The sequence below is a fragment of the Microvirga terrestris genome, from assembly GCF_015694425.1.
GTDB classification, from domain to species: domain Bacteria; phylum Pseudomonadota; class Alphaproteobacteria; order Rhizobiales; family Beijerinckiaceae; genus Microvirga; species Microvirga terrestris.
On sequence record NZ_JADQDN010000007.1, the window covers coordinates 1 to 18984 of the forward strand.

16 protein-coding genes are annotated in these 18984 nt (G+C 58.8%); 13 read left to right on the top strand and 3 right to left on the bottom strand.

Features of this window, described 5'->3' with window-relative positions:
• Both I2H36_RS14485 and I2H36_RS14490 read right to left on the bottom strand, forming a co-directional pair.
• The coding region (locus tag I2H36_RS14485; protein WP_196264743.1) for a dihydrodipicolinate synthase family protein at positions 1 to 232 on the bottom strand (232 nt) is incomplete at its 3' end.
• Between the two features lie 32 nt (positions 233 to 264).
• Positions 265 to 1998 carry an IlvD/Edd family dehydratase gene (locus I2H36_RS14490; RefSeq protein ID WP_196264620.1) on the bottom strand — a complete coding sequence of 578 codons (1734 nt, stop codon included), beginning with the start codon at positions 1996 to 1998 and terminating at the stop codon, positions 265 to 267.
• Between the two features lie 159 nt (positions 1999 to 2157).
• Between I2H36_RS14490 and ytfQ the strand changes: the two genes are divergently transcribed.
• The 8 genes from ytfQ (at position 2158) to mmsB (ending at position 11614) form a co-directional block, all read left to right on the top strand.
• Positions 2158 to 3120 carry a galactofuranose ABC transporter, galactofuranose-binding protein YtfQ gene (gene ytfQ / locus I2H36_RS14495; protein WP_196264621.1) on the top strand — a complete coding sequence of 321 codons (963 nt, stop codon included), beginning with the start codon at positions 2158 to 2160 and terminating at the stop codon, positions 3118 to 3120.
• Between the two features lie 95 nt (positions 3121 to 3215).
• Positions 3216 to 4727, top strand: coding sequence for a galactofuranose ABC transporter, ATP-binding protein YtfR (ytfR, locus tag I2H36_RS14500; protein WP_196264622.1), 1512 nt, complete (start codon positions 3216 to 3218; stop codon positions 4725 to 4727).
• Entirely contained in the window at positions 4724 to 5728 is a 1005-nt protein-coding gene (gene ytfT / locus I2H36_RS14505) for a galactofuranose ABC transporter, ATP-binding protein YtfT (RefSeq protein ID WP_196264623.1), read from the top strand. The genes ytfR and ytfT overlap by 4 nt, the downstream gene beginning before the upstream one ends.
• Positions 5725 to 6690 carry a galactofuranose ABC transporter, permease protein YjfF gene (gene yjfF / locus I2H36_RS14510; protein ID WP_196264624.1) on the top strand — a complete coding sequence of 322 codons (966 nt, stop codon included), beginning with the start codon at positions 5725 to 5727 and terminating at the stop codon, positions 6688 to 6690. The genes ytfT and yjfF overlap by 4 nt, the downstream gene beginning before the upstream one ends.
• Before the next feature lie 12 nt (positions 6691 to 6702).
• The gene (locus tag I2H36_RS14515) at positions 6703 to 7479 is read left to right on the top strand and encodes a FadR/GntR family transcriptional regulator (protein ID WP_196264625.1); all 777 of its coding nucleotides are present in this window, start codon (positions 6703 to 6705) and stop codon (positions 7477 to 7479) included.
• 272 nt (positions 7480 to 7751) lie between these two features.
• Positions 7752 to 8795: a multiple monosaccharide ABC transporter substrate-binding protein gene (gene chvE / locus I2H36_RS14520; RefSeq protein WP_425523312.1), complete on the top strand. Its 1044-nt coding sequence runs from the start codon at positions 7752 to 7754 to the stop codon at positions 8793 to 8795.
• Positions 8796 to 8883: 88 nt separating this feature from the next.
• On the top strand, positions 8884 to 10413 hold the full coding sequence (mmsA, locus tag I2H36_RS14525; RefSeq protein WP_196264627.1) for a multiple monosaccharide ABC transporter ATP-binding protein: 1530 nt from the start codon (positions 8884 to 8886) through the stop codon (positions 10411 to 10413).
• A gap of 55 nt (positions 10414 to 10468) precedes the next feature.
• Entirely contained in the window at positions 10469 to 11614 is a 1146-nt protein-coding gene (gene mmsB / locus I2H36_RS14530; RefSeq protein WP_425523313.1) for a multiple monosaccharide ABC transporter permease, read from the top strand.
• Between the two features lie 100 nt (positions 11615 to 11714).
• Here the strand turns inward: mmsB and trhA are convergent, their stop codons facing one another.
• Entirely contained in the window at positions 11715 to 12359 is a 645-nt protein-coding gene (gene trhA, locus I2H36_RS14535) for a PAQR family membrane homeostasis protein TrhA (protein ID WP_196264629.1), read from the bottom strand.
• A 1591-nt stretch (positions 12360 to 13950) separates the two neighbouring features.
• Here trhA and I2H36_RS14540 point away from each other — a divergent pair.
• The 5 genes from I2H36_RS14540 to I2H36_RS14560 all read left to right on the top strand — a co-directional run bounded on the left by I2H36_RS14540 (position 13951) and on the right by I2H36_RS14560 (position 18733).
• A complete protein-coding gene (locus I2H36_RS14540) occupies positions 13951 to 14964 on the top strand; it encodes a hypothetical protein (RefSeq protein ID WP_196264630.1) in 1014 nt (337 codons plus the stop codon).
• A gap of 135 nt (positions 14965 to 15099) precedes the next feature.
• Positions 15100 to 15474, top strand: coding sequence for a hypothetical protein (locus I2H36_RS14545; protein WP_196264631.1), 375 nt, complete (start codon positions 15100 to 15102; stop codon positions 15472 to 15474).
• 1609 nt (positions 15475 to 17083) lie between these two features.
• Positions 17084 to 17707 carry a nitrile hydratase subunit alpha gene (gene nthA / locus I2H36_RS14550; RefSeq protein WP_196264632.1) on the top strand — a complete coding sequence of 208 codons (624 nt, stop codon included), beginning with the start codon at positions 17084 to 17086 and terminating at the stop codon, positions 17705 to 17707.
• Positions 17704 to 18363, top strand: coding sequence for a nitrile hydratase subunit beta (gene nthB / locus I2H36_RS14555; RefSeq protein WP_196264633.1), 660 nt, complete (start codon positions 17704 to 17706; stop codon positions 18361 to 18363). The genes nthA and nthB overlap by 4 nt, the downstream gene beginning before the upstream one ends.
• Entirely contained in the window at positions 18350 to 18733 is a 384-nt protein-coding gene (locus tag I2H36_RS14560) for a nitrile hydratase accessory protein (protein WP_425523310.1), read from the top strand. Before nthB ends, I2H36_RS14560 begins: the two co-directional genes overlap by 14 nt.
• Positions 18734 to 18984: the final 251 nt, after the last annotated feature.

Consider the following 18984-nt stretch of genomic DNA (forward strand, 5'->3'; position numbering starts at 1 on the left):
CCACATGCTCGAGCACCGTCGTCATCACGGCCTCGCGCTCCTCGTCGCGCAGCAGGAACTGCTCGGAGAAATTCGCCAGGATGCAGAGGCCGTCGGAGCCTGCGTCGATCATGAAATCGATAGCGCGCTTTTGACCTTCGAGATCGAGGCGGCCGCTATCATCGAAGATGGTGGGCGCTACCGGAAAAACACCACGATAGGGGCGGGTGGAACTGCTGCCGGCTGCGGGCATGGTCTCTTCCTTCATGATGGCTGTATCGTCTTCTAGTGGTTGTCGCGCGGAACAGGCGAGCCGGTGCGGCCCACCAGGAAGTCCAAGTCAACGCCTTTGTCGGCTTGCAGGACATGGTCGACATAGAGCTTGGCCCAGCCGCGCGTCGCGTGCGGCTCTGGTGGAACCCAGGTAGCCTGCCTACGCTCCATCTCCTGCGCTTCCACGTGAAGATGCAAGCTGCGGGCCTGCACATCAAGGGTGATCAGGTCTCCATTCTGCACCAGGGCCAGGGGCCCGCCGGCGGCTGCTTCCGGCGCCACGTGCAGAACCACGGTTCCGTAGGCGGTGCCGGACATGCGCGCATCCGAGATGCGGATCATGTCGCGGACACCCTTCTTGAGCAGCTTCTGCGGCAGGGGCATGTTGCCGACCTCCGCCATGCCCGGATACCCCTTGGGACCGCAATTCTTGAGCACCATGATGCAGGTTTCGTCGATGTCGAGATCCTCGTCGTCGATGCGGTGGTGCAGATCCTCGATCGTTTCGAACACCACCGCTCGGCCCGTATGCTGCATCAGTTCAGGCGAAGCGGCGGACGGCTTGATGACGGCGCCGTTCGGCGCCAGATTGCCTTTGAGGATGGCAATGCCGGCTTCCGGCTTGAACGGCTCCTCGAAGGAGGTGATCACCTCCCGGTTCCAGCACGGTGCATCCTTGACGTTGTCCCAGATCGTCTTGCCGTTGGTGGTCAGCGCATCCTTGTGCAGCAGGCCGCGCTCACCTAGCGTGCGCAGAACCACCGGCAGGCCGCCGGCATAGTAGAAATCCTCCATCAGGAAACGGCCGGAGGGCATGAGATCGACGAGGCAGTGGATGTCGCGCCCGAGCCGGTCGAAATCGTCCAGCGTGAGGTCGATGCCGACACGGCCGGCGATGGCCAGTAGATGCACCACCGCGTTGGTCGAGCCGCCAATGGCCGCCAGCGTGCGGATGGCGTTCTCGAAAGCCTCGCGGGTCATGATCTTCGACAGAATGAGATCCTCATGCACCATCTCTACGATGCGGCGGCCTGCCATGCGGGCGAGCTGATTGCGACGGGCATCGCTTGCCGGGATGGCGGCATTCTCGGGTAGGCCGACGCCGAGCGCTTCGACCATGGATGCCATGGTCGAGCCGGTGCCCATGGTCATGCAGTGGCCGGCCGAGCGGTTCATGCCGCTCTCCGCCTCATGGAACTCCTCCAGCGTGACCTCGCCGGCGCGCAGCTGCTCGCTCATGGAGATGATGTTGGTGCCGGACCCGATATACTTGCCGCGATACACGCCGCGCAGTTGCGGCCCGCCCGAGACGCCGATGGTGGGTAGGTCCGCAGAGGCTGCCCCCATGAGCAGGGCGGGGGTGGTCTTGTCGCAGCCCATGAGGAGGACGACGCCATCGAGAGGATGGGCACGAATCGCCTCTTCTACGTCCATGGCGGCAAGATTGCGGAACAGCATGGCGGTCGGGCGCATGGTCACCTCGCCCAGCGAGGAGACAGGGAACTCGAGCGGGAAGCCGCCGGCATCCAGCACACCGTACTTCACATGCTCGGCGATGGTGCGGAAATGGGCGTTGCAGGGGGTGAGTTCGGACCAAGTGTTGCAGATTCCGATAACGGGGCGTCCGTCGAATTGGTCCTGGGGGAAGCCGCTGTTCTTGAGGAAGGAGCGATAATAGAACCCCATCTTGTCCTGGCGGCCAAACCAAGCCTGGCTGCGGAGAGGGCGCTTCTTGTCTTCGCTCATCGTGCTCGCCTTTGATCCACTATCGCGCCATCCGAATGAGGCTATGACCCCACGACTTTGGTTGAATAGGCGCTCCCTTTAATTCATATAATACTACTAATAGGCAGCTGTTAAGGCTGCTAAAGTCGAAGAGCAACGACAAATTGAGGGAGAGAACGCATGAAGGCCCGTCATCTTTTGACGACAATCGGCATGGCTGCACTGATGCTGTCCTCAGGCGCCGCCTACGCCCAATCCAAAATGACCATCGGCTTCTCACAGGTCGGATCGGAATCCGGCTGGCGCGCTGCCGAGACCAAGGTCTCGAAGATCGAGGCTGACAAGCGCGGCGTCGATCTGAAGATCTCCGATGCGCAGCAGAAGCAGGAGAACCAGATTCGCGCCGTGCGCTCCTTCATCGCGCAGGGCGTCGACGGAATCTTCATCGCGCCGGTCGTGTCGACCGGCTGGGATGCCGTTCTCAAAGAGGCCAAGGATGCCAAGATCCCTGTGGTGCTGCTCGACCGCTCCATCGAGACGAAGGACGATTCGCTTTATCTTACGGCCGTGACCTCCGATACGGTCTATGAAGGCAAGGTTGCGGGCGAGTGGCTGGCCAAGGAGACCGGCGGCAAGTGCAATGTGGTGGAACTGCAGGGCACGGTCGGCTCGAGCCCGGCGATCAACCGCAAGAAGGGGTTCGATCAGGTCGTGGCCGCCAATCCCGGCATGAAGATCGTCCGCACCCAGTCCGGCGACTTCACCCGCACCAAGGGCAAGGAAGTCATGGAGAGCTTCATCAAGGCCGAAGGCGGCGGCAAGAACATCTGCGCCGTCTATGCGCATAACGATGATATGGCGATCGGCGCCATTCAGGCCATCAAGGAAGCGGGATTGAAGCCCGGCAAGGACATCAAGATCGTGTCCATCGATGCCGTTCCGGACATCTTCAAGGCTATGGCCGACGGTGAGGCCAATGTGACCGTCGAGCTGACCCCGAACATGGCGGGCCCGGCCCTCGACGCCTTGGTGGCGTTCAAGAAAGACGGCAAGCAGCCGCCGAAGTGGATTCAGACGGAGTCCAAGGTCTATACGCCGGAGACGGCGAAGGCCGAGTACGACAAGCGCAAAGATCTCTACTAAGATCATAAGGCATAAATGGCAGCAGGCAGGTTCTGCCTGCTGCCATTCGGACCCGCCAAGTTTCGGCGGTTTTGCGCGTGGCAGGCGAGGGCGTGATGCAGCCGGTGACAGAACAGCCTCAACTCCTAGAGATCCGAGGTCTCACGAAGGGCTTTCCAGGGGTACAGGCCCTCGATCACGTAGATTTCACCCTCCATGCCGGAGAGATCCACGGCCTGCTCGGCGAGAACGGCGCCGGCAAGTCGACCTTGATCAAGGTCTTGACGGGCGTGTTGCGGCGCGATGCCGGCATCATACGCCTTGAAGGGCAGGAGGTCACGGCTCGGGACACCGCTGATGCGCTCTCCTTGGGAATCGGAACCGTCTATCAGGAGGTCAACCTCCTGCCGAATCTCTCCGTGGCGGAGAACCTCTTCATCGGTCGCCAGCCGCATCGCTTCGGTCTCGTGCGCACCCGCGAGATGCGCCGCCGCGCCTCCGAGTTGCTCGCGGGCTACGGCCTCGATATCGACGTCGCCAATCCGCTGAGCAGTTACTCCGTGGCCATTCAGCAGATCATTGCGATTGCCCGCGCGGTCGACCTCTCGGCCAAGGTGCTGATCCTGGACGAGCCGACGGCAAGCCTTGACGCCCAAGAGGTCGAGACGCTCTTCGGAATCCTGAGGCGTCTGAAGAGCCGTGGCATCGGCATCGTGTTCGTCACGCATTTCCTCGATCAGGTCTACGCCGTCTGCGACCGCATCACCGTGCTGCGCAACGGGCGCCTTGTGGGCTCCCGCCCCATAGCCGAGTTGCCGCGGATCGAACTCGTGTCCATGATGCTGGGGCGTGAGCTCGCCGCAGAGGCTCTCCATCGCAACCAGCGCCCTGCCGTGACGGGAGAGCCGCTCGTCGCCTTCAGGAATTACGGCAAGAGCCGCCTGCTAGAGCCGTTCGATCTGGCTTTGCGCCCTGGTGAGGTCGTGGGGCTCGCCGGTCTCCTTGGATCCGGGCGGACTGAGACCGCCAAGCTGGTCTTCGGCATCGAACGGGCGGACAGCGGACAGGCCTTCGTCGACGGTAGACCTGTCCGCCTCGCGACCCCGCGCGATGCTGCACGTTTGCGCTTCGGCTTCACTCCTGAGGATCGCAAGACGGAAGGTATCGTTGCAGAGCTGTCCGTCCGCGAGAACATCATTCTGGCCCTGCAGGCGCAGCGTGGCTGGCTCCACAAGATCCCGACAACCAAGCAGGATGAAATCGCAAGCCGTTTCATCAAGCTTCTCGACATCCGCACGCCAGATGCGGAAAAGCCGATCGGTCTTCTATCCGGCGGCAACCAGCAGAAGGCGCTGCTGGCGCGCTGGCTTGCCACCGAGCCGCGCTTCCTCATTCTCGACGAGCCGACGCGAGGCATCGATGTGGGCGCCCATGCCGAGATCATCCGTCTGATCGAGCGGCTGTGCGAGGATGGGCTTGCGCTCCTTGTGATCTCCTCCGAACTCGAAGAAATCGCATCCTATAGCGACCGGGTCGTTGTACTGCGGGATCGCAGGCATGTGCGCGAGCTTTCCGGAGACGAAGTGAGTGCCGATACCATCATGACAACCATTGCGAGCCATTCATGAGCGGCATGATTCAGGCCATTGCTCCACGTAGCTTACCTAAGGGGCTGCCTCAGGTTGCGGCGCTCCTGATCGTCCTGATCGTCAACTGGCTCGTCTTCCGCGACTTCTTCGCCCTGCGCCTGCAGGACGGGCGCCTGTTCGGCAGCCTCATCGACGTGCTGAACAGGGGAGCACCTGTCGCGATTCTCGCCTTAGGGATGACGCTCGTCATCGCCACTCGAGGCATCGATCTTTCCGTCGGCGCCGTCATGGCGATTGCCGGCGCGGTGGCTGCAACCTTAACAGCGCAGGGTTACCCGCTTCCTGCCGCACTTTTAGCGGCGGCCGGTGTCGGGCTCCTTTGCGGTCTATGGAACGGCATTCTCGTCGCTGTCCTTGAGATCCAGCCCTTCGTGGCGACTCTGATCCTGATGGTGGCTGGACGCGGCTTTGCGCAACTCGTCACGGAGGGGCAGATCATCACCTTCGTGAGCGAAGGCTTCGCCTTGATCGGCGGCGGGTCGTTCCTGATGCTGCCGATGCCGGTGGTCATCGCCCTCGTGATGCTCCTCATCACTCATCTCGTGGTCCGTTACACGGCGCTCGGGCTCTTCATCGAAGCCATCGGGGCTAACATCCGCTCCAGCGCTTATGCGGGGATCGGCACCAAGGCCGTCACCATTGCGGTCTACATGTGGTGCAGCCTCTGTGCGGCCATTGCCGGCCTGATCGTCACCGCCGATATTCGCGGGGCTGATGCCAACAACGCAGGCTTGTGGCTCGAACTCGATGCCATTCTCGCCGTGGTGATCGGCGGCACGTCCCTGTTCGGCGGACGCTTCAGCCTTGGCCTCTCGGTGGTCGGGGCCCTCATCATCCAGGCCATGAACACCGGCATTCTGCTGAGCGGCTACCCGCCGGAATACAACCTCATCGTGAAGGCGATCGTCGTGCTTGCCGTGCTCCTGGCCCAGTCTCCCGTCCTGTCCGCTGTTCGCGCCATCTGGAGGGGCAAGGCATGATCCGGCGGCACCTTCCGGTTCTCATCACGCTGGCCGTCTTCATCGTCGGCTATCTGATCTGCCTCGCTCAGTTTCCCAACTTCGCCTCGACGCGCGTGATCGGCAATCTTCTCACCGACAATGCCTTTCTTGGCATCGTAGCGGTTGGCATGACCTTCGTGATCCTCTCCGGTGGCATCGATCTCTCGGTCGGCTCGGTGATCGCCTTCACAGGTGTGTTCCTGGCAGTCGCGATCGAGCGATACAACCTCAACCCATACTTGGCTTTCATTCTCATTCTCGGCTTGGCTGCGCTGTTCGGAGCCGGCATGGGCTTCCTGATCCACGCCTTTCAGATCCCGGCCTTCATCGTCACCCTCGCGGGCATGTTCCTGGCGCGGGGGCTCTGCTTCGTGCTCACCACGGACTCGATCCCGATCAACGCACCGGCCTATGGCCAGATCACTGACATTGCTTTCGCCCTGCCGGGCGGGGGTCGACTGACCATCATCGCCATCGTCATGCTGGTGACCTTCGCGGCCGGCGTTGTCCTGGCTCATTTTACACGGTTCGGTGCCAATGTTTATGCGCTGGGCGGTAACCGGACGTCCGCTGAACTGATGGGCATTCCTGTAGGTAAGACGACGGTTCGGATCTACATGCTGTCGAGCCTCCTTGCCGCCTTGGCGGGAATTGTCTTTTCCTTCTACACCTCCGCAGGCTATTCGCTGGCTGCTACCGGGGTTGAGCTCGACACCATCGCGGCCGTGGTCATCGGCGGCACGCTGCTGACGGGCGGCTATGGAACGATCATCGGCACCCTTGTCGGCGTTCTGATCCAAGGGTTGATTCAGACCTACATTACCTTCGAAGGAACCTTGAGTTCCTGGTGGACGAAAATTGCCATTGGTGCTCTGCTGTTTGCATTCATCGTCTTGCAGCGGGGATTGTCGGCGGCATCTGTTCGATCCCGGTCCAACTGAGAGAACAGGATCATGGTGTTGGTGAACGATTTCCGGAGGCCCTCAAGATCGCGATCGGCTCATGATCTCGTTGCCCATGGGATTGGTCAGAACATCATGCAGGGCCGCTTCCCTGTGGGCAGCATCCTGCCCGGCGACGGGGAGTTGATGGAGCTCTTCGGCGTTTCACGCACGGCCCTCCGGGAAGCCTTGAAGACGTTGGCCGCCAAGGGATTGATCGAGTCCAAGACGAAGGTCGGCACCAAGGTTCTGGATCGAAACAACTGGAACATGTTCGACGCAGACATCCTCGAATGGCATCTCGAGATGGGCGTCGACGCCCGCTTTCTGGGATGGCTGTTCGAGATCCGGCAGATGCTTGAGCCGCTCGCTTGCGCGACGGCAGCTTTACGTCGGACGCCGGAACAGCTCAGGGCCATGCACAAGGCGCTTCAGGGCATGTATGGATGCGAGAGCAACCGGCAGGGATTCACGAAAGCCGATCTGGCCTTCCACCAGGCCATTCTGGAGGCTTCGGGCAATCCCTTTCTGCAATCGATTGGTTCCGTCATCGGAGCCGCGCTGGCGACATCCTTCACCATCAGCTCCCCGGTTTCCAGTGACGACCGTTTCAAAGAGGTGATGCGCCAGCACCAGGCCGTGTTCGACGCCATCGAGCAGCGCCGGCCATCCGCAGCAAGCGACGCGATGGCTGCGCTCATCCTGCAGGCGGCCGAGAGGGTTCAGATCAAGCATGCTGAGAGTTCACTGGCCAACATCCAGATTCATGCGTTCTCTGGGGCGGGTTGACTGACTCGGATGAATGCTTGCTGCCCTGAATAGTATTATAGTATGATTTATTGTCGACGTATCGAACTAACACTCCATCGGAAAAGAAGAGCAGGGCTGCTCCAGGAAAGCGGCCTGCCCTAATACAAGATCAGTCAGCTGCTTTCGGTCGAGGCTGAGGCGCCGAACTGACGGAAAGTTCTTGGGCAAGGGTGCCGATTTGCGCCAGGCGTGAGACAAAAGCCTGGGCATGAACAAGAGGGAGAACGACCTTGAAGACATTTACGACCACAATGGCTGCTGTGGCTCTCGGAGCCTTCGGCCTGTTTGGTGCCGCACAGGCGCAGGATAAGGGTACTGTCGGCGTCGCCATGCCGACAAAGTCGTCCGCACGTTGGATCGACGACGGCAACAATATGGTCAAGGTGCTGAAGGAGAAGGGCTACAACGTCGATCTGCAATACGCGGAAGACGATATCCCGAACCAGCTCTCCCAGATCGAGAACATGATCACCAAGGGTTCCAAGGTGCTCGTGATCGCGGCGATCGATGGAACGACCCTGTCCGACGCACTGCAGCAGGCGGCCGACAAGGGCATCAAGGTCATTGCCTATGATCGCCTGATCCGTAACTCCAAAAATGTCGACTATTACGCAACCTTCGACAACTTCCAGGTCGGCGTGCTCCAGGGCGGCTACATCGAGAAGGCCCTTGGGTTGAAGGAAGGCAAAGGCCCGTTCAATATCGAGCTGTTCGGCGGCTCGCCGGACGACAACAACGCGTTCTTCTTCTACAACGGCGCCATGTCCGTTCTCGACCCATACATCAAAAGCGGCAAGTTGAAGGTTCAAAGCGGCCAGACCGGGATGGACAAGGTCTCGACCCTGCGTTGGGACGGCGCCGTTGCCCAAGCCCGTATGGATAATCTGCTCTCCGCCTACTACACCGACAAGCGTGTCGATGCGGTTCTCTCACCCTATGATGGCTTGAGCATCGGCATCATCTCCTCGCTCAAGGGCGTGGGCTACGGCACGCCGAAACAGCCGATGCCGGTGATCACCGGTCAGGATGCCGAGGTGCCATCGATCAAGTCGATCCTTGCCAAGGAGCAGACTTCGACGGTGTTCAAGGACACCCGTGAACTGGCCAAGGTCACGGTCAACATGGTCGATGCCGTGCTCTCCGGCAAGCAGCCGGAAGTCAATGACACCAAGACCTACGAGAACGGCGTCAAGACCGTGCCGGCCTACCTGCTGAAGCCGGTCAGCGTCGATGCGTCGAACTGGAAGGAAGTTCTGGTCGGCAGCGGCTACTACAAGGAAACCGAGTTCAAGTAATGGGCTCAATGCAACAGGGCCCCGCGCATGCGCGGGGTCCTTCCTCATTTGCAGGGCGCCTGCCACCTTTGTGGCTTGAGGACATACGATGAATGCGATCCTTGAAATGCGGGGGATCACGAAGACTTTCCCAGGAGTGAAGGCGCTCGACGACGTCAACATCACCGTTCAGGCCGGCGAGATCCATGCGCTGGTCGGGGAGAATGGTGCTGGCAAGTCCACGCTCATGAAGGTTCTGAGCGGCGTCTATCCGCACGGTTCCTATTCCGGCTCCATCGTCTACGAAGGTGAGGAGCGCCGCTTCAAGGGCATAGCCGACAGCGAAGCGCTCGGCATAATCATCATCCACCAGGAATTGGCACTCGTGCCGCTTCTGTCGATTGCTGAAAACATTTTTCTCGGCAACGAGCAGGCTAAGTACGGCGTCATTGACTGGTCGCTGGCGTTCTCCCGCACCAAGGAACTGCTCAAGGTCGTCGGCCTCAATGAGTCGCCAGAAACGCTCGTGACCAATCTCGGCGTCGGCAAGCAGCAGCTTGTAGAGATTGCCAAGGCACTGTCGAAGAAGGTGAAGCTTCTCATTCTCGATGAGCCGACCGCCAGCCTGAATGAAAAGGATAGCGACGCACTCCTGAACCTCTTGCTCCAGTTCAAGGCTCAGGGGATTTCCTCGATCCTGATATCGCACAAGCTCAACGAGATCTCGAAGGTCGCGGATGCCATCACGGTCCTCCGGGATGGCGGAACGGTCGAGACGCTGGATTGTCGTGCGGAAGCCGTCAGTGAGGACCGTATCATCCGCGGCATGGTTGGCCGTACCATGGAGGACCGCTACCCCAAGCGCGAGCCGAAGATCGGCGAGATCATCTTCGAGGTCGAGAACTGGTCCGCCTATCACCCGATTCACACCCATGTGCAGGTGGTCAAGAACGTCAACCTGAATATCCGGCGCGGCGAGATCGTCGGCGTCGCTGGGCTGATGGGCGCGGGCCGGACCGAGTTCGCCATGAGCTTGTTCGGACGCAGCTTTGGCCAGAATATATCCGGCCGCGTGATGCTCCACGGTCGGCAGATCGACGTGAGCACGGTGGAAAAGGCGGTCTCGAATAGGATCGCCTACGCTACCGAGGATCGCAAGACCTATGGCTTGGTTCTGGCCGAAGATGTTCGTAAGAACGTGACCCTCGCCAATCTCGAAGGTGTCTCCAAGAGGTTCGTCATCGACGACATCCAGGAGCTGGCGGTCGCCAACGATTATCGCGCCAAGATGCGCATTCGCAGCCCCAGCGTCTTCCAGGAGACCGTGAATCTGTCAGGCGGCAACCAACAGAAGGTCGTTCTGAGCAAGTGGCTCTTCTCCGATCCTGAGATTCTTATCCTCGACGAGCCGACCCGGGGAATCGACGTCGGTGCGAAATATGAGATCTATACGATCATCAACAGGCTGGCCGATGCCGGGAAAGGTGTTCTCATGATATCCTCTGAGATGCCGGAACTGCTCGGCATGTGCGACAGGATTTATGTCATGAACGAAGGCTCCCTGATTGCCGAGTTCAGTATCGCCGAAGCGTCCCAGGAGAAGATCATGCACGCTATCGTCAAGTCCGGGAGACGCTGAGATGGACACCAGAACCGCTGACGAGCTTAACGTTTCCCAGCCCAAGACCTCGTGGATGGAGTTCATCAAGGCTCATTTCCGCGATTACGGCATGCTGCTGTCGCTTCTGGTCATCATGCTGTTCTTTCAGGTGGTCACCAACGGCACCCTGCTGCGGCCTCTCAACCTCACCAACCTCGTGCTGCAGAACAGCTACATCGTCATCATGGCGCTTGGCATGCTGCTCGTGATTGTGGCCGGGCATATCGACCTCTCGGTAGGCTCCATCGTCGGCTTCGTCGGCGGTCTGGCCGCTATCATGATGGTCCGGTGGGGCTTCGATCCGGTGACGACCACTATCGCATGCCTGATTGTCGGCGGCCTGATCGGTGCGGCTCAGGGCTATTGGGTCGCGTATTTCAAGGTACCATCTTTTATCGTAACACTCGCCGGCATGCTCGTCTTCAAGGGGCTGACTCTGGCGCTCCTCGGCGGTATGTCGGTCGGTCCTTTCCCGGTGGTGTTCCAGCGCCTGAGCTCAGGTTTTATTCCTGACGTCTTCGGCGGAGAGGGGTTCAACTACACGGCCCTGTTCCTAGGAACGGCGAGCGTTGCAGCGATCATCTATTTCAGCTTCCGCAGCCGCGCCAACCAGCTCAAGCATGCTGTCGAGACCGCACCTTTCGGCCTGTTCCTCTTCAAGAACGGCCTGCTCGCCGTTCTGGTGATTGCGTTCTGCTATCTCATGGCGACCTATCGCGGGTTGCCGAACGTCCTTGTGATCATGGCCGTGCTGATCGCGCTTTATGCCTTCGTAACCAACCGAACCACCATTGGCCGGCGGGTCTATGCCCTGGGCGGCAACGAGAAGGCTGCGAAGCTCTCGGGTATCAAGACCGAGCGTCTGACCTTTCTCACCTTCGTCAACATGGGCGTGCTGGCAGGCCTCGCCGGCCTGATCTTCGCAGCACGTCTCAATACGGCCACGCCGAAGGCCGGCCTTGGCTTCGAGCTCGACGTGATCGCAGCCGTGTTTATCGGCGGCGCCTCGGCCACAGGTGGCGTCGGCAAGGTGACGGGTGCCGTTATCGGCGCCTTCGTCATGGGTGTGATGAACAACGGCATGTCGATCTTAGGAATCGGCATCGACTATCAGCAGGTCATCAAGGGGCTTGTGCTGCTCGCTGCCGTGTCCTTGGACGTTTACAACAGGAAGAAATGAGTGATCGGGGAGAGAGTGAAGGAGGCGCTGGGTAAATTGCCATGTGGCGCTGCCTTCGTACTTTTTGAGCCTGTAATGCCTGCGCAAAGACTGTGCTCTGTCACGCCCGTGCAAGCACGAGGCAGTCGAGCACGGCACCATAGTGGCAGGCGGCCGCGGCCAGGACGAAAGCGTGCCAGATCGCATTCTGAAAGCGCAGGCTTTCCCAGATGTGGAACACCACGCCGGCTGTATAGAGAATGCCCCCGATGGCGAGAAGCCAGAGGGTGGACCCTGGAAGCGCCCCGAAAACGGACTCATAGGCCATGACGCCGCTCCAACTCAGAAACAGATAGAGCAGGATGGAGAGGCGGTCGAACCGGCCAGGAAAACTGAGTTTGAGGGCAATTCCTATTGCAGAAGTGAGCCACACACCAACCAGCAACACCAGGGATTCCGCATTCGCCTTCATCTGGGTAATGAACGGCGTGTAGGTGCCCGCGATCAGGAGGTAGATGGCTGAATGGTCAAACCGCCTGAGCGTCCATTTGACTGGCGAGACCGGCCAGAGGTTGTAGAGCGCCGAGACGGTGAGCACCGTCAGAAGGCCAGCGCCATAGACCAGAATGGAGGTGAACTCCCACGCTCCGACGGTTGGGGCAGCCAGCACGATCAAGGCGATGATTGAGACGGTTCCGACGATCACCCCGACCGCATGCACGATGCCATCGGCAATGATCTCACGCCTATCGTAATTCCATCTCAAGTTCGCTTCCTTTGCATGAGGCTCGTTCCATAATGGATAACGCGTGAACGCAGGCTATGGAGTATACGTGCGACAATATTCGGCGGATATCTGGATTCGATGCCATGTCGTTCAAGGTGAGCTCTGCCTTTGAAAGGGGAAAGTCCACTACGAAATAGTTGTGATTGGAATTTTATGATGAGGAAAAGCCTATCATGTCACGACCTGTTCATGCGGCTCTTCGATTTGGAGCAAAAGGAGATATGTTGATCTCTTCTGTATATGGCCGTGCGCAATCTCAAATCAGTCTCAATCCTGTCGCGCCTTCGCCTCGATTGAACTCTGACCTTATGGGTGTATTTGGGATATGCGGGGATTTACGATGCATGAGAATGAGTTATTCCCACTAGAAGCCGTTCCGTCCCGGGTGAAATCTGCCATTCTTCACGAGTTCAAGGGGCGCAGGCCTACCGTCCGGGAGGTCAGCCGGATTTGCGATAGAAGCTGGCTGGCTGTTCCGGGAATTGGCCAGACTGCGCTCGCGACTATCCGCCAAGCCATCGGTGATCAGCAGCCTTTGAGCGTCAGTCGACCGGCAGCCCGAATGTCGGATGCCGAGTTGCTAACGCGCCTTGATCTCATACAGGAGGAACTCCAGAGCCTGAACGAAGTTCTCAATGCAACTCTATCGCCGGCACAGAAGAAGGTATTCCGCTCTGGACGGATACGTAGAACGCTATCGGACGCTCCTGGATATGAAGGCGCAGGTATTGCTTTCTGATCCGCCAGTCGCTAGCGCGCGATCCTTCCTCAGCAGTCGACTGCGCTTACAGGACAGTGCAAAGCTTATCCTGATCTCAAATGGAACAGTGAGATATATTCCTACTCTCTGACTTTCCGTGTGATAACTATCACTATGAGGCATCGTTAGGCTGTCGCATGTTGTTCCAAAAAGCTGAATTCCTGTTCCTTCGAGAATCCCACAATGAGTGAGTGGCGGCCGTTGAAATCTGCGCCTCGAGACGGCTCCAAACTCGATGTATGGACGGAAAACGGAGTCCGTTACATCGATGTATTCTGGCATCAAGGTCCTGAGTTTCCTCAGGGTGCGTTCGTTTTCTACGATAGTCATATGCGAGACTATATTGATGTGGATGATGCAACTCATTGGATGCTTCCTCCAGCGCCGCCAGATGTCAAAGGATCTCCATAAAGAGAGCCCTGCGAACGGTTAATCTGGCTCCCTTTATAGGCACTGGATACCCTCAAAGGTATCATCGTTCCAAATAGCCAATGAGAGTACATGACGAAGCCACAATGTAGCCTAGTAATAGATCGTAATCGGGCGAGGTAGCCGAAACAAGAGACCCTTCGTGCCGGTATGACAATGCGGCTTTCGTGTGAGCTATCGCTCCGATGAAGGTCCAGAAACAGAGGACCGCTTATGATCCGGCAAGTGTTCTGGCGATCTAGAGCAGTCCACGAAGAAAGGCTTGCCCCATCAACCTTAGGCAGAAGGTGGTGGGGGGCGATAGGCGCTCTCGGTGCAGTGGGTGTCACGGCATATCTGTTGCCAAGCTTCGCAGGCGGAGGGCATGTAAGAGAAAGTCACTTGCCGAAAGTGGCCGAGATCCAGCTTGCTCCAAATAACATGCAAGCAGGCGGCGGAGCTTTGCCCGACTCATATTCTCCGCCAGCGGAGAGGTGGCAGAATTTACCTCTGTTCGCATTGCAGAGTTCCACTGACGTCGCGGCCGAAGGAGAGGTTCGGCTTCTTGCCCTTCAAGTGGCATTTGAGAGAGAGCGGAACAACGCCGCTGCTGCGCGATTGCAGGTCGCCGCCCTCCAGGAGCAAATGGCTAGCCTGCAGGAAAAGCAGGAGGAGGTGCTGGTTCTCCGGGAGCAACTCGCTGACACAGAGGCGCATACAAGGCAAGCAACCGGGTCTACGATTGCCGAGTCTGAGCAGAGGAGACTTGCGGAACAGGCATTGTTGAAAGTGACCGCATTACAGGAGGAACTGGCAAGCCTCAGTACTCAGATCCTAATGGCGAAAACAACAGCAGAAAGCGAGAAGGCGAAAGCTGCTTCTGCTCTTATGCAGCTGGAAGCTGTGCAGCATCAGCTGGCCATCATCACTGCTCTGCAAAGTGACAGGATGGAGGCTGACAAGCATCTTCAGCCAAATGATGATCATATTGCTCTCGATAACCTGAGAGATGCCCATCCAGGACAGCGGTCCTCCAAGCTCCCTCTGCTCCCGGTAACGACTACGGCCTCATCTGTGGAGCAAAGACAAACTCCGCACCGAAGCGGCCGGCCAGACAAAAGTGAGAGAGCGAAGGACAGCACGCCTCGCCAAGCCCCCTTAAGTATCGGGACCAAACCACCGGCCAGACCAGTCGACAAGAGTGCGGCGGCTCCAGTTCGCGCACCTGAGCCTGAGGCATCAAGGCAGACAACGCTATCCCATGAGCAAAGGAACCAAAGTGTGCGTTTCGTTGGAAAGCTCTCACAACGCGCAAATCAGCAGCCTCGATTGCTTACTCAGGACGCCCAAAACCGTCGCGGCCCTGGTGCTCTCAGCCTGCCGAACGATCTGCTGCCCGACAGCCGACTTTGGTGAACCCCGTCAGCGTTCAGTCTCAGTGGCCACGAGAACCCTAACCATCAGGAGGAAGCATGCTCCGGATTCCTCTCACTTCAATCTTCGTGGCTGTATTGCTGGCTGCTCATCCTGTTGCCGCCAAGAATGAGGGAAATGGTGGCGGCAACTCGGGTGGTCACGGCAATAGTGGAGGGGGAAAAGACGGCGGCAGCCAAGGCAATGGAAATGGTGGCGGTCAGGGCCATGGGAACAGCGGCGGCAAAGGAAACGATGGTGGCAATTCCAACAGCGACAGCAGTGGCGGAGAGAGGGGCGGACGAAGTGGCCAGGATGGTGAGAGCGGCCGTGGTGGGCAGGGGGGAAGCAGCGGCAAGGGGGGAGGAGGTGCCGAGGGGCGTGGCAGTCAGGGAAACAGTACCAGCGGAGAAGTTGCTGGAGGAGTCAGCAACCCAGATTCCAGACCGGCTGATCGTGGAGGAGGAAGCACCACCGTCGGAGCTCGCGATGATCGGGAGACCCGTAGTGTAGGCCGTCAGGCGGCGTCAAGTACGAGGGCTTCGGGAGATATAGCGGCGGCAACGGGAGCACTCACGACGCGGGAGAGCATGACTGATTTGAGCCTGCCATCCTCTCTTATCCCCCGCCTTGAATCCTCCCGTGCCGAGAGAGAAGACTTGGTTGAAGCGCGCACGATGCGAGCTGGTGTCTCTGGTCAGATCGTCGAGCTATGCCGCACTTCCATCGCAGCGGCGGCGGTTCGTTACGGGGCAATCCAGGTGGACGCAGCAGGTGCTGGGCGGGCAAGCCGCTTGGCGCGCGGCGGCCTCATAGCCCCACTCCAGGTCCGCGTCGTGTATGCCCGCGCAAACGCCCGCCAGGTTCGCCAGTCTCGCGTAGCATGCCAGCTCAATTCTGCTGGCTCTGTCGTAGCTCTGCGCTGAAGCCGGCTGATCAGCGTGGGAATTGTTAAGTCGCCGCTCCCGAAACTCCCGGCGAGTGTTCTGCTGCAGCCTCATTCAACGCGAAGAGAAGAACGCCGATGTCTTCGTTCAGCAGTCTGATTGCATTCCAAGCATACTCCCGGGAGCGCTCTCTGCTCCTCGCAGACCCGTTGTCCCATGAGCGTGCATGTTGCTCAGCCTCGTAAATTGCTCGCGCCACGAGCTCCACTGTATGATCGACCCTGACTTTGCTCATGATGAGGCCTCCAGCTCCGAAGGGTTAGAAATGTTTCGCAGCTGCTTTGTCAAATGCTAGCAAGCAAGAGACTCGCGCCGATAAAGGAACTGACTGAGGTCACGAAGAGCAAAGAAGCTCGCCCGAGCGAGGGGCCGGTGTAGGAACCACTGATCTGTTCCGAATTGACATTTTGCGAATTTTTGTCCGGAGTCATGAGCCTATCCTGCGCTTTGAGTGCAATTGCATGGCTGGCAAACGCAGGCAGCCGTCGGTCTATTCCTTCACAAACTGTATATGAGTGTTTCCAGAGCTCAGCTTTACCCAGAAGTCAGAGACCAATTCCAAACGTAAGCCTCGTAATTCTGGAGTGGATGATGAGACATACAGCTACGGGTTGTGTAGCGCTTGTTTGATTGCCCATGTCACGCTACCCAAAGTCCTCAGATGGAACCTAGTTTAATAGCTTAGGTCATATGATGGCGGTGGAGGCAGTCATCTGTGAATTTATCTCCGGACCGAGTTCCCTATTTTACGTAGGAATAATGGAAAATGTCTCTGGAATTGGTCAACTGAGGTCCGCCTAATACATCAATTCCAGTATATTATCAGTATTTCAAGTATACTGCTTGAATGCGAGCTAAAGAGGATATTTCTGTTGGAATGGGGAACTAATTTGAGCGAAGGAGGACATCTGCCTCTTAATGAGAGGGTTCTGGATTAAAATCCCAGCGCCCAGCACGTCTCAGTAAGACTTAGTTTTCGTGCAGCCTCCGGCCGGCTGCAGGTCTCAACCCTGATGATTACATAGTAAGGTAAGCACCAGACGCGCTTTATGGCTGCCGTCGGCTTTGGGTTAGCATCGAAACTTCCCAGCTGATGCTGTCCCATACAGCTAGCGGTGTTGTCGCCCTCAGGTTAGCATTGATGCCATGCAAGGATACAGCCAGGTCGGTAAGGCATGAACCAGCACCACCACGATCATGACGACCACAGTCATCTCTCCGAGATCGAGTTGCGGGTGCGCGCACTCGAGTCCATCCTTGTCGAAAAAGGCTATGTCGATCCAGCGGCCATTGACGCGCTGGTCGAAACCTATGAGGTCAAGGTCGGACCACGCAACGGCGCTAAGGTGGTCGCCAAGGCTTGGACCGATCCGACATACCGTGAATGGCTCCGAGCCGACGCGACAGCCGCCATCGCGTCACTGGGCTTCGTCGGCCGTCAGGGCGAGCACATGGTGGTTGTCGAGAACACGTCTGATGAGCACAACATGGTCGTGTGCACCTTGTGCTCCTGCTACCCGTGGCCGGTGCTTGGCCTTCCTCCCATCTGGTATAAGTCTGCCCCCTACCGCTCCCGGGCTGTGCTCGATCCACGCAGGGTTCTCGCCGAGTTTGGGGTATACCTGCCGGAAACCACCCGAATTCGGGTCTGGGACTCGACCGCAGAGGTCAGGTACCTCGTAATCCCGATGCGACCCGAGGGGACAGAAGGCATGAGTGAGGAGGCCTTGGCTGAACTCGTCACCCGCGACTCCATGATCGGCACCAGTCTCGCCCAGCAGCCGGAGGCGATGCGATGAACGGCGGGCAGGATCTCGGCGGCATGATGGGCTTTGGCCCAATCGCCATCGAGCAGGACGAGCCCTGGTTCCATGCCGAGTGGGAGCGACGAGCCTTCGGTCTGACGCTTGCGATGGGAGCGACCAGCAGTTGGAACATCGACATGAGCCGGCACGCGCGCGAATCTTTGCCGCCTGCTGAGTATCTTACCTCGAGCTACTACGCGATTTGGACCAAGGGAGTCGAAAAGCTCATTGTCGCGGCAGGTCTCGTCTCCAAGGAGGAACTGACGCGCGGCCAATCCCTTTCGGAGCCGGCTCCGATCAAGCGCGTACTGAAGGCGGAGGATGTTCCCGCCGTGCTGGTCCGCGGCGGCCCAGCAGAGCGACCGGCTGAGCGGCCGGCGCGCTTCGCGGTAGGCAATCGTGTCCTGACCCGCAACCTGAACCCGCAAGGCCACACCCGCCTGCCGCGCTACGCTCGCGGCAAGATGGGCGTTGTTGAGCTGGTGCATGGTGCCCATGTTTTCCCGGATGCGAACGCTCATGGACAAGGCGAGCAGCCGCAATGGCTCTACACGATTTGCTTCTCAGGCCGAGAGCTCTGGGGAGAGCAGGCGGATCCAACACTCAGTGTTTCAGTCGATGCCTGGGAGAGCTACCTTGAGCCGGTATGAGGACCTTGCCCGCGTGGCCGCAGACGTCTCACCGATTCTTCGCGGTGATGACGGAGAACCTGTCTTTCGAGAGCCTTGGGAGGCTCAAGCCTTCGCAATGACGCTGGTTCTATACGAGCAGGGCCTGTTTACCTGGACGGAGTGGGCTACAGCGCTCTCAGCTGCGATCAAACAGGCCCAAGGCGTTGGGGACTGCGACGACGGCTTGACCTACTATCAGCACTGGCTTGCTGCAATCGAGCAGTTGGTCGGGGACAAGGGTATTGCAACTGAGCAAGCGCTAGCAGCAAGACGGGATGCTTGGGATCGCGCGGCGCATGCGACGCCGCATGGGCAGCCGATCCTGCTCGAGAATGATCCACTTGGCTGATCCGTAAACCTTGAGGGCAGTGCGCGGTGACCGGTAGATAGACCTCATCCCGTCGACAGCAAAGGTCAAGCAGCGCCTTCATGCACGCCGAGCGGCTGCGTCGCGGACGGTCAATCACATTTGAGCCATCAACCCACTATCGAAAGTGTCTCTGGCCGGATTGGCCTCCTAGGGCATCGCGATGGTCCGAATGACAGCTTTGTGCATATCAGGGTCTCGACAATAAGAATGGTTCCCTTGCTCGCCCCAGC